Here is a 12257-nt window from a genome sequence, read left to right as displayed (position 1 = left end):
AGGCTAAGTTTTTACTAAAAATAGCAAAAATATTCCTATTCATAGAAATTGAAAGATTTATTCAACAGTCTTTTATATCTGCTTAATGATTATGTTATAGTTGGCGATTTTGATTATCTCAATTGTAGAGAAAATTATTTTATTACAGAGTATGTTGAAGAATATTTACAAAAACTATTAATATCGGATGTTAAATTAGACGAGTTAAGTGGACAATTATTTAATAAGTTGAAAGAAGATCCTAGTGCTTCAAAGAAAAAAGTTGTTTGTAATATCTTAGAAGTATTTAACTATATTGATAGACAAGATTTGCTAATATTTTTTAGTGGTTTATATAGAGTAAACCTTAATTATGATCGAGGTCTTATAAAGCTAGAATTATGTGATGATTGTTCTAATAGCTTCATAGAAGTTAAAGGTAATTATGCAAATTGGCAATCAGCAGCATTTTTATTGCCATCAGAGTTTATCTTAGAGTTGGATAGCAGAGTTGCAATTGTAGAAAAAATGCATCTTAAAGGGGTTACGCATTTTAAAGTAGGTAATAGTGTAAATAATACTGACCATAGCATAAACCTTGTGGTAAAAAGAATTCAATTTGAAAGCATAAATATATATAGAAGATCTGGATCAATTACATGGTTTCAAAATATTGAAGCTTATATAAATGGTCGAATTATTTATATCAAATCATCAACTTTACCGAATATTAGTTTTGAAAATAATAGTAATACTCAAGAATATGCACTTGTTTTTGAAGATAGTACTATAGAGGAAATTGATTTTAACAAGAATATTAGGCGTATAGAATTTAAAAATACTAAAATTGAAAAATTAACTTGTGAAGATCAATTATTTATATCATTGCCAAAATTTGATAATAAGTCAGGGGTGGGCCGTAGTGTTAAATTACATCCTAAATCATTTGATAAGCTTTTAAAGAGTAAAAGGGCTGGTTCAATCGAGTTTAGTTGCTTAGCAGAATTTTTTAATCGTAATAATGCTTATATGGAAGCTCAGCAGTTGCATAGGCACTATTTGTTATCTAAAGCTGAAGAGTCTAAGAATCTAAGTCTTAAAATATGGATTTGGTTGTATGATTTTATAAATGGATGTGGGACTAGTTTATTAAAGCCTTTTTTGCTATTAGTTTTAATATTTAGCTTAAATTGTAATATTAATTTTTATTTAGTAAAAATAACAGGAGTAGATGTTTACTACAAAGCTGTAGATAATATATTACCGTTTGCTGTTATTCTTATAAAAGATGATTCTATTTCTAATTTAGGAGTGGTACTTAGCTTAAAAATCATATCCATATTAGCAACATTATTATGGTTTTTAATTGCCTTACAAATTAGAAAATTATTAAAGTTAAAGGATTAGCTTAATGTTTATAGTAATTTTACTATTTGTTGAGAGATTTAGATAATAGATTCTATAATCAAGTCATAGAATAGCAGAATTCTATTAAACTATAATGTAAACTTATCAGTATCTATATATTCAAATTTATGAGTATTTTCATGAAAATAAATAAGCTATTAGTTAGTGGCGGTGTCCACGGGAATGAGTATACCGGTATCTATATAATTAATCGGTTGAAAAAATATCCATTAAAAGCAAAAACATTTGAAATTATACCTTTATTATCAAATCCTGAAGCCTTTAAATTAAGTAAAAGATATAAAGATCAAGATTTAAATCGATCTTTTTCAACTGAGGATTTAAATAATCTTTCATTAAATACTTACGAAGATCAAAGAGCTCGAGAAATTAACCAAACTTATGGATTTAAATCAGACTCTCCCGTTGATTTTCTAGTTGATTTTCATACGACAACTACAAATCTTGGTAAAACAATAATTACTGATGGTAGAAGTCCATTTGTTAACAAGTTATGTAGATATCTGGTTGAACAAATTGATGATCTTAGAGTTATTAAACATCAAAGTATCACAGATGTGGCAATTAATAATATTGCACCAATGTCACTAACTATTGAAATTGGGGCTGTACATACAAGTGTTTATGATACAAAAGCTATTGAAATAACTACCGAAATATTAAATGAAATTATTAAGTTTGTTGAGATGGCAAACTGTGATGATTTACCAGAAATCAAAAACTGTAAAGCATATGAACCAGTTAAAGCTATTGCTTTTCCTAGAGATAGTGATAGTAATATTAATGCAGTAATTCATCATAATATTAATGGCAATGATTTTAAACTAATTGATGAGCAAGATCCAGTTTTTGAATTGATGGATGGTAGTGTTCAATTGTTGAATGAGCCTGGAGAGTGGTATCCTATTTTTGTGAATGAATCTGCGTATTATGAAAAAGATATTGCCTTTTATCTGACACGAGAAATTGATTTTTAATTTAGATATAAAATTTTTTAAATTAAAGGATTAGTTTAGATATTGAAATATACTATTTGAGTTTATATACCTAAAAAAATATCAAGCCTATATTTAACTTTTTCTTAACCTTACTTGTCTATATAATGTTAGTTATCAAGATTTGATATCAATTCATATTAATATTTAGTGAAGGACTTGTTATGGCATCTATAGATATATCTTCAGATATTAAAAAAAGTTTATTTGATAAAGATATCGATCGTAAAAAGGCGATACTTCTTACGTTTGTAGCATTTTTATTTACTGGTTTTCAATGTGCTATTTATGGTATGTTGACAGTGCCAATTTCACAGCATTTTAGTATTGATTCTAATACTATTATATTCTTTGATGGTTTTGGTCTGTGGGGGCAGATTTTAGCAATGGCGACTGGTGGTATTCTTATTAAAAAAATTAAAGGAAAAAATACTTTAATAGTTGCCGCATTATTTATGATTGTAGGGTCAATTTTATCGATATTTGCTCCAAATATTTATGTTTATACTACAATGACTTTTATATGTAATATGGCCGTTGGTTATGTACTAGTGTCATGTAATTATATTGTAATGGGAACTGTAGAGAAACAAGGTGAATCAGAAGGTAAACTTAGCCTTTTAAATGTATTTTTCAGTCTTGGCTTTTTGTCTAGTGCTTTTATAGTTGGAAATATTCTTTTTTACGCTAGTTGGCAGGCAGTTTTTGTGGTAGTTATGGTTTTATTTACCGTCTTTATATTGTTTTTATTGTCTCTTCGAATTAATGAGAAAATTGAACAGGGTGTAATTACTAAAGCAGGAAACTCAATACAGCCTAAATTTATATTTTTGTCTAAGCCTATTATTCTAATGGCTATCGCACTATTTTGTATAGTCTATACAGAGCAGATAATGAACTACTATAATCAGCCACATTTGCATTTTGATTTGGGTTTTAATATGAAAGATGTAGGGCTATTAGTTGCTATTTATTCAGGCTCTCAACTTTTAGGTAGAATCTTTTTTGGTAAATTCTTACTACCTAAAATAAGAATTGAGCGCTATCTTGTAGTCTCAGGATTAATATTTGCTTTTGCTATATTTGTTTTTATATATACAAAATCATTTATGTTTGTTGTAATTTTAATGGCTATATTAGGACTTAGTGACTCATGTATATATCCATCCGTTCTTGGTTATGCAATGGATAAGCTTCCGTATGTATCAAGTGGAGCAACATCATTTTTAGTAACTGTCGGTGCAATAGGTATTCCATTAGGGACGTCTTTATCAGGTATGCTTGGTAATCTATTAGGGCGTGAGCCTGCAATGTTAGTAGGGCCTGTTATGCTTTTGGTATTGGTTACTTTGGTAGTGATTGTGCATAATTTAAAAGTTGTCAAATAGGGGAGGACCTTTATGTCTAATATAGATAATATAAAAAGGTTTGTTGAAAGCTCAAAATATATATACAAAGATATACAAATCCCAGAAGGCGGTAGTGTCAGCTATATGAATGAAGATCTAAAGCCTTTTCTTAAAGATAGGCTTACATCTGCCCAAGCAAAAATCATATTGGATAAGTACGATAATGCTTTTGATATAGGTCTAACTAAAACAGGCTTTCCTAAAGCAGCAGAAAGAGATACTAATGATGATGCTACAAACTATGATGCTGTATGGGTGCGTGATGCAATTTGGGTATATTATTACTTTAGTGAATTCAAAGAAAATGACGCTAAAACTCTAATTAATAAGCTTTATGAATATTATAGTTCGCCTGCGCAACAGAAGCGTTTTGAAGATATCATAGCAAATCCAGAGTTAGCAGCAGATAAAATGGCTGTTCCTCATATTCGTTTTGATAGCTCCAGCGAGAGTTATGATGATGTAATAATAAATGGTGAGCCACAAGTATGGAACCATAAGCAGATGGATGCTCATGGACTTTTTTTGTTAGCTTTAAATGATGCTTATCAAAAACAGATATTTAATGTAGACGATTCATCATTAGTAGTATTTTTAGAGCAATTTTTTGGTTTATTAGCATCAATAAAATATTACGAATATGCTGATGCAGGGGCTTGGGAGGAAATTGATAGGGTAAATACAAGTAGTATTTCTTTGGTAGCGAATGCTGCTAAGCAATGGAAAAGTACTTTAGATAATAAAAACCTTAAATTATCGATAGATTTACAACAGTTAAGTAATTTAGGTATGGATAAAGTTAAAACTCAGATAGCTAGCGGTGGAGAGTCATCACTTTATAAATCTGATGATATTTGTTACCGTGAGAGTGACGCTGCGATGTTGCATATTTTCACACCATATTTTAGTGATGGTCTAGAGTTTGCTGAGTATCAAAAAAGTTTAGCTTTAGTAGAAGATCTTGTGCGTGATTATGGAGTGATACGTTACAAAGGTGATAGTTATCAATCTGGTAATTTTTGGTTTGAAGATGATAGTACAGCAAAAGAAAGCTTAACAGATGATGCCTCCAGCGTAGAAGAGTTTGCAAAAAGAGCTAAAGGAAGATTTAAAGATTCTGAAGCACAATGGTTTTTTGACAGTATGTTAGCTTTAGCGATGATGAATCTATATGATAAATATTCACAGAAATTCGATAAGGATAAATATTTTAACAAAGTTGCGTGGCATCTCAAAAGAGCTCTAGCTCAAATGACAGCTTGTGATTATATAACAGCGGATGGTCAGCCAATTAATGTAGAGCTATTACCTGAAAGTATAAATGTTATTGTTTTTGATGAGCAAAGATATTATTTACCATCTCCAATTACGCCACTTAATTGGGCTAAAGCTTCATTAGCAACAGCGCTTAAAAAGTTTAGTAATTATCATATTGTATAAAGGCTATGAATTTAAATATCTAACTTTTCAGTCATAAACTTAATTTTATGCTATAGAGTGGTTTCCTAACAGTCTTGTTGCCTATTTAGAACACTTTGTAATTAAGCTAAAACTATTATTTTTATATTAAACAAGAATGATAATACTGTAGATGTAACTAAAATATTTCTTTTTGGGAATAATTTAATATTATAAATGAATTATTTGATGTATATAGCCCTAATTGTATCTAACGAAAAGTGAGAACTATATTTCTATAAATTTCTAAATAGTTGCAACAGAGCGGATAAAGGTAAGGTATAATGAGGATATTAAGGGTTTATTAGGATATAGTTTAATGAATGATGAGAAATTTCTTGAAAGATTTATCGAAAGCATTAACTATATAGATAAAGCCTTACCTCAACAAAGTCTAATTATTAAAGATATCGAAAGTAAATATATTTATGTTTCAAATTATTGGGCTAAATTAATAGGTATTAGTCCAGATCATTTAATAAATAAGGACTTATGGTTACCTTTATATGATAATGATCCAAATATTGAAAAAATTGTACGTCAAGAAGAAAAAGATGTTATAGAAAATAAAAAAGTTAGAATTGCCCTTAAAATTAATAGACTTCAAAATAAATTGACACCTTATATTACACATAAATTGCCTATTATTAACTCAAAAACAAATAATGTTGTTGGTGTTTTTTGCTATTGTCTTGGTATTGGTAAAATTAATATTGAAACTATATTGCAAAATGCTTTAACAACATCAGTAAGACAAACAAATGACTCTATCATGCTTTCACGTAGAGAAAAACAGGTTATATATTTGTTTATGGCTAATTTAAGTAGTCAAGAAATTGCAAGTGTTATAAGTAAAATTGATAAAAAAAAAATAACTAAAAGCACTATTGATAGTTTATTTAATGACCAACTCTATATTAAATTTTCAGTATATAGTCGACCTGAGTTATATAAGAAGCTTCAAGTAATGGGATTTGATAATCTAATTCCCCAAGAATTATTAAAAGCAGGCTCTACATTACTTAACTCGCTAATGGTGTATTAACTTTTTAGCTATAGGAAAAACTAATTTTATAAAGATAATAACTATACTTGTGCCAACTAATGTTGTAGTAAAACGTAGTATACCAATATTATAATCATTGGGAGTTACAGCATTAATAAATAGCATTGTTGTTAAAGTGAGATAAATAGTTGATATATGATATTTATGACAGCGATAATAATAAGTAATAAATAAAGTAAGAGGAAATATTATTTCAAGAACAATAATATTTGAGTTAAAAAAGTATATTATAATATAACCAATAATAGCGCCTATAAATGTTCCTAAAACACGCTCGAGAACTCTAATTAAGGTGTCTTTTGTAGTTGGTAAAAAACAAACAATAATAGTAATAATAATCCAGAAGCCATGACTTACTTTATATATAAGCAACAAATATTGTGAAATAAATAGAATAAAACTAAGCTTAACCCCATATATTAAATAAGTATTAATATTTTTTTGTAATCCTTTTTCTTTTTCAAATAAATTTTTAGAAAACTTAAATGTTTTACCTGTGAAAAAGTAATTGATAATAGCAAAAGCTAAACACATTATAACTGAAATAAATCCACTAATTAGTATAATAATAGAAATACTATAAATATTTATTTTTTCTTGATTGATCATAATTGTATAAGCAAAGATACATGTATCCCAGATAAAAACATGAAAGATAACATAAGAAAAATACCAACAAAATCCACTAAATAGTCCAAATAATCCTAATACTAATGCAAATAATAATGGAGAAGATGTAAGTGAGAGTCCTAGGCAAGTAGTAAATATAAATAGTATTGTAGATAATAGAATAAAAAAACAACGATTCAGATTTGATAAATTATCACTTATATCTGTTTGAGTTAAAAACCAAGAATAAAAGCCAGCCCACATACCGTAAGTTGGATAGTCTAATATTTGAAAAAATAACATTGATATAATACAAGCACTAGAAGACCTTAAGGCTAATAATAAAAATTTATTATCAGGATCGTACTGACTCAAAAAGTTAAGTTTTAACAAATTACTTATTTCTTAGTTATATTGGATTTTTATTATTATATATCTTCACTTTATAATATAAAACAGCACAAAAGTCCTGATTTCTTAATATAGATATCTTGTTAATATTTGAATTGTTATATAACTAAGAGGTAAATTTAACATGGGTAAAATAAGTAAAGCAATAAGTCAGATTGAAGAAATTTGGAGCCCTAAAGTTCATGAATATAATATGTATTTAGGTTCCTTTGATAGAGTTGGATATAATTTAACATACATAGTTGCTGGTGATAAAAATGTAAAACATCATCATGAACATTATGATGCAACATTATGTTTTGTAGTAGGTAGTGGTCAAGTATTAGTTAATGAACAGTTAATAAAATATAAAAAGGGTAGTTGCTTTAAAGTTCCAAAAGGCGTAGTGCACCAAATTATATGTGATACAGATACATTAATGATTACATTACAAAATCCTGCTACAACATTTTCTGCAGAAAATGGTTGGGGTGATATTGTTTTTGATGAAGCTCTTTTCTAATTATTATTGAAATAAATTTGTTAAAGAGGAGTACAACGATGAAAAAACTTAAAGTTGCCTGTGTACAAGCTCATTCTATATATGGCGATGTAGAAAAAACACTAAAAAAAGCTTCTATCTTAATTAAAGAAGCATCAAGTAATGGTGCAGATGTGGTTGTTTTTCCAGAAGTATTTTTAGGAGGCTATCCTAGAGGTATGAACTTTGGTAATTCTGTTGGTGTTCGTACTATCAAGGGTAGAAATGACTTTGTAAAATATCATTCACAGGCAATTAAAGTACCAGGATGTCAAACAGCTAAGCTAGCTTCTTTAGCAAAACGATATGCAATTGATCTTATTATTGGTGTTTTAGAGGTTGATTCATGCAATGTTCTTGGGACTATTTATTGTAGTATGTTAATTTTTAATAATAATGGCAAGCTTATACATAAACATCGTAAAATTAAACCAACAGCCTCAGAAAGATTAATCTGGGGGGAGGGTGATATTCAAACAGTTAAAGTTGTTGAGACAAATGATACTAAAATAGGAGGGTTAATTTGTTGGGAAAATAAAATGCCATTATTACGTAATCATCTATATGAGCAGGGAGTTCAGTTATATGTTGCTCCAACAGCAGATGGAAGAGATAGCTGGATGACTAGCATGCAACATATAGCACAGGAAGGCGGATGTTTTGTTATCTCATCAAATCAATATGCAAAAATTGATGATATTTATAGTTGTGAAATACATAAACAATTATCCATATGTGAGAATGATAAAGATCAAAATGATAATTTATATTCAGGAGGTAGTTTAATATGTAATCCTGCCGGAGAGATTATTGCAGGCCCACTTAGAGGTCAAGAAGGTATTCTTTATGCAGATATCAATCCTGAGGAAATTACTAAAGCTAAATTCGATTTCGATGTTGTTGGGCATTATAGATGTGCACTAACAAAAAATAATACTTTAGAGGAAATATAAATATGCTAGGAAGCATAAATAAACCTATAGTAGCAAACTTACCTATAGATGTTAAAAGTGTTACTTTAATACAGATAGGGTTACAATTTATAGAATCAGCAAAAAATATTGAAGAAATATCATCAAAAGTACTTAATCTTATTGATAAGTATTTTGCTTGTTCATTCCTGAAAATCTCTCAGTTTTTATCATTTAAGAATAGATATAATATTGTTTTTTTACTTTATTATTTAGATGAGTCTGATAAATATAGATATATCAATATATTTGAATTATTTATTAAAATGAACTATCCAGAGATGGGCTATTGGTATGAGATTATTAATACTCCGATATCAAACATTGAAACACATTCATCTAGTCAGAAAGGTGTTATTAATGACTCTGGAATTTTTAATTTGGCAGAAAATTTAGATGGTTCAGTATACTATGGGTCTTGGGGCTCTATGAGAAAACGGATGCCTATATTAAATAAAGGTAATATTGATAACTTACCTAGACACGGTCGGCAAATACAAGAGCTTTGCATTATTAGAAGTGGTCAGAACTGGGATGCTGCAATTGATGATGAGATTATATTATATAAAGAACATTTAGAAAAAAAATTACAAATAAGTGTTAAAGGATTGCAAAATCAGAATAATAGTATTGGATGTAAATATGCAAGATTTCTTTATGATATTGATATAAATAACCTAAGGAAATATAAGAAGATTACTTTACTTAAAAGTAGTTCAGTGTATGCTTGTTTTCTAAGTTTTGAAAGTTTAGAGCAATGGGCAAAAGGGCATTCACAGCATCTAGATATTTGGAAAACATATAAACATCAACGCCAAGAAGGCTTGCTGTCTAACTTAGGTATATGGCATGAGGTGTATATCGTACCTATTGATAAATTTTCAACAAACCATATTAATTGTATTCTAGATACTAATTTTTTTTAGAATCATAAATAACAATAATACAGTTAGAATATTACATAAGTAGAATAGTTTCTCAATGTCTTTGATAAATAGCGTTTAACTGCTTTGGTATTTCTGGTATGTGACAAGTAAAAATCTACAGTATAACCATCCTTAGTTACAGCTCTGTATAGATATTTCCATTTACCTTTAACTTTTATATAGGTTTCATCTACTCTTAAAGTTTTAAAATATATTCTGCTTCTATACCAACTTAGCTTTTTCTTCAGTTCTGAAGAATATTGGATAACCCATCTATAAATTGTTGTATGATCTACATCTACTCCTCTTTCTTTAAGCATCTCTTCTAATTCTCTATAGCTTATACCGTATTTTAAATACCAACGAATTGCCCACAATATAACCTCACCAGTAAAATGTTTATATTTAAACTCACTCATAATTGTTAGATGAAATTATCGAATATAAAGATAAATTCTAAAATTAATAATTAAATTAGTCAAAGTTTGCAACAGAGCCCAAATTATCACATGTTGGTCATTGGATAAATATTTACAAGTAGTAATTATTGATAAATACAGAAATCATACATGTCATTCAGGATTATTTTTATAGTAAGATTCAATTTGAGTTAGATTATCTAATAAGATATGATGATAATGTGAATTTTTATGAACTATAGTTTTTGATGAAAATTTATTATTTTTTTTATAAAAATATTCCAGATCCAAATTATAATTGTCATCAATATACATATTATTAAATTTGACTCCCTTATCATCATCTAGCAAATATAATTCATAACATATTATAGAAAGTATATTATTTAAACTATTCATTTTTTTTATTAAATTTCTTATATCTCTGGCTCTTTTATTATGAGGATGATTAATAAAGATATTTGAAAACCTGTATTCTATATAGTTATTTAAAGATGCCAAGATATGATCTTTAAGTAATATTTCATTCTCATTCATTAGGTATATATTTGTACTTAATTTCTTTGGCACATTATTATAATAATATGTTTCTAAAAAATGTAAGAGTTGTAACAAAATGTAATTTAAATGGTTCGTAAAATGTATGAAATTAAAAAACAGAGATTTTTAAAATAGTTTTTTAGGCACTGTTGCAACTATTTAGAAATTTAAGAAATATAAGGGTTCCTAATTTTCATTAGATACAATTATGGCTATAGACATCAAATAACTCATTTATAAAATTAGCTTCAGATTTATTTCTGAATTTAGTCCAAGTATCAAACTGACCTTTCTTAAACATCCTCATCCACTCATAACCTAATTACAGCTCTGTATAGATATTTCCATTTACCTTTAACTTTTATATAGGTTTCATCTACTCTTAAAGTTTTAAAATATATTCTGCCTCTATACCAACTTAGCTTTTTCTTTAGTTCTGGAGAATATTGTATAACCCATCTATAAATTGTTGTATGATCTACATCTACTCCTCTTTCTTTAAGCATCTCTTCTAATTCTCTATAGCTTATACCGTATTTTAAATACCAACGAGTTGCCCACAATATAACTACACCTGTAAAATGTTTATACTTTAAGTCTCTCATAATTGTTAGATGAAATTATCGAATCTAAATAGAATAATAAATAAATTAGTCAACGTTTGTAACAGTACCGACTGTGTTTCTATAAATTTCTAAATAGTTGCAACAGGACTAGCAGAAGTCCTCCACGTTAGATATTTTTTTGTTACTCAATTAGTATTCACTACAGATTATTATAAAGAAAAGAAAAGTTGCAACAATTAAGAAATAATATTTCTAATATACTGTGATATGATTCGAAATGTAATCAATAACCATAAGGGGTTAAGAAATGAAAAAAATATTGTTAGCCGTGGCGATAGCTGTTGTCCCTTTTATAACTTTTGCAGACACTGACAGTTCTTCTAATACTACTGCGAATAGTGAGCAACAACAAAACTTTAATGCACACAAGGCAAAAATTAGTAAAAAAATACAGCAGAAAATTACAAGACTACAGCAAAAGTTAGACACAATACAGCAAGAAAAATCATGTATTGATAAGGCAACAACAAAAGATGCTTTGAAAGCATGTAAATCTGAAAAATATGATAAAGAAAGTAACTAACTAATATTTACAATATGTCATTAAAAAACAATGTCTAAAATATTCGAATTACTATTTTTGTAATCTTTTTAAATATATGTAAATAAATATATATATGCTAAAAATGTAAATATCAAAATGAGTTTTGTAGACTGGGCTTTAGAAAATAATATTGTAAGCGTAGCAATTTCAATTAATGGACAACTATTATTATGGATATAGCAACAAACAACAAACAATAAAAGTGGGTAAAGACACCGTTTTTGGAATAGGTAGTATTACAAAAACTTTTGCAAGTATGATAATTCTAAAACTTGAGTCAAATAAAGACTGTTGAATTAATATCCCAAATTGTTAGATATATTTTGTAAAATACAGATGTTACAGATATTAGTATT

Annotated in this window: 11 protein-coding genes and 2 pseudogenes; 10 read left to right on the top strand and 3 right to left on the bottom strand. The window is 28.0% G+C overall.

Going from position 1 to position 12257, the window contains the following annotated elements:
* Positions 1-48: 48 nt before the first annotated feature.
* From R8535_RS09885 to R8535_RS09865, 5 genes are all read left to right on the top strand, one after another.
* Positions 49-1386, top strand: a complete 1338-nt coding sequence (locus R8535_RS09885) for a hypothetical protein (protein WP_329498867.1) — start codon at positions 49-51, stop codon at positions 1384-1386.
* Between the two features lie 140 nt (positions 1387-1526).
* Positions 1527-2384, top strand: a complete 858-nt coding sequence (locus R8535_RS09880; protein WP_329498869.1) for an aspartoacylase — start codon at positions 1527-1529, stop codon at positions 2382-2384.
* Between the two features lie 182 nt (positions 2385-2566).
* The gene (locus R8535_RS09875) at positions 2567-3790 is read left to right on the top strand and encodes an MFS transporter (protein ID WP_329498871.1); all 1224 of its coding nucleotides are present in this window, start codon (positions 2567-2569) and stop codon (positions 3788-3790) included.
* A gap of 12 nt (positions 3791-3802) precedes the next feature.
* Positions 3803-5251, top strand: a complete 1449-nt coding sequence (locus tag R8535_RS09870; protein WP_329498873.1) for a hypothetical protein — start codon at positions 3803-3805, stop codon at positions 5249-5251.
* Positions 5252-5588: 337 nt separating this feature from the next.
* Positions 5589-6314 carry a hypothetical protein gene (locus R8535_RS09865; protein ID WP_329498875.1) on the top strand — a complete coding sequence of 242 codons (726 nt, stop codon included), beginning with the start codon at positions 5589-5591 and terminating at the stop codon, positions 6312-6314.
* On the opposite strand, the gene R8535_RS09860 is transcribed toward R8535_RS09865, so the two are convergent.
* Positions 6300-7319 carry an FUSC family protein gene (locus R8535_RS09860; RefSeq protein ID WP_329498877.1) on the bottom strand — a complete coding sequence of 340 codons (1020 nt, stop codon included), beginning with the start codon at positions 7317-7319 and terminating at the stop codon, positions 6300-6302. The genes R8535_RS09865 and R8535_RS09860 overlap by 15 nt on opposite strands.
* 160 nt (positions 7320-7479) lie before the next feature.
* Between R8535_RS09860 and R8535_RS09855 the strand changes: the two genes are divergently transcribed.
* From R8535_RS09855 to R8535_RS09845, 3 genes are read left to right on the top strand one after another with little or no spacing between them, the layout of a single operon-like run.
* Positions 7480-7857, top strand: a complete 378-nt coding sequence (locus R8535_RS09855; RefSeq protein WP_329498879.1) for a cupin domain-containing protein — start codon at positions 7480-7482, stop codon at positions 7855-7857.
* A gap of 38 nt (positions 7858-7895) precedes the next feature.
* The gene (locus R8535_RS09850) at positions 7896-8828 is read left to right on the top strand and encodes a carbon-nitrogen hydrolase family protein (RefSeq protein WP_329498881.1); all 933 of its coding nucleotides are present in this window, start codon (positions 7896-7898) and stop codon (positions 8826-8828) included.
* Between the two features lie 2 nt (positions 8829-8830).
* Entirely contained in the window at positions 8831-9772 is a 942-nt protein-coding gene (locus R8535_RS09845) for a phenylacetaldoxime dehydratase family protein (RefSeq protein WP_329498883.1), read from the top strand.
* 50 nt (positions 9773-9822) lie between these two features.
* Here R8535_RS09845 and R8535_RS09840 read toward each other — a convergent pair.
* Together R8535_RS09840 and R8535_RS09835 are read right to left on the bottom strand one after the other, a co-directional pair.
* Positions 9823-10191 (bottom strand): annotated as a pseudogene (locus R8535_RS09840) (IS6 family transposase); the annotation flags it as partial.
* Between the two features lie 863 nt (positions 10192-11054).
* Positions 11055-11336 (bottom strand): annotated as a pseudogene (locus tag R8535_RS09835) (DDE-type integrase/transposase/recombinase); the annotation flags it as partial.
* Between the two features lie 268 nt (positions 11337-11604).
* Here R8535_RS09835 and R8535_RS09830 point away from each other — a divergent pair.
* Positions 11605-11880 carry a hypothetical protein gene (locus R8535_RS09830; protein ID WP_329498885.1) on the top strand — a complete coding sequence of 92 codons (276 nt, stop codon included), beginning with the start codon at positions 11605-11607 and terminating at the stop codon, positions 11878-11880.
* Between the two features lie 175 nt (positions 11881-12055).
* On the top strand, positions 12056-12196 hold the full coding sequence (locus R8535_RS10880) for a serine hydrolase (protein WP_442902179.1): 141 nt from the start codon (positions 12056-12058) through the stop codon (positions 12194-12196).
* The last annotated feature ends 61 nt before the right edge of the window (positions 12197-12257 follow it).

Source organism: Francisella sp. 19S2-4, from assembly GCF_036281795.1.
GTDB lineage: Bacteria > Pseudomonadota > Gammaproteobacteria > Francisellales > Francisellaceae > Francisella.
Note: the sequence above shows the minus strand (reverse complement) of the source record. Positions and strands in the feature narration are given on the sequence as shown.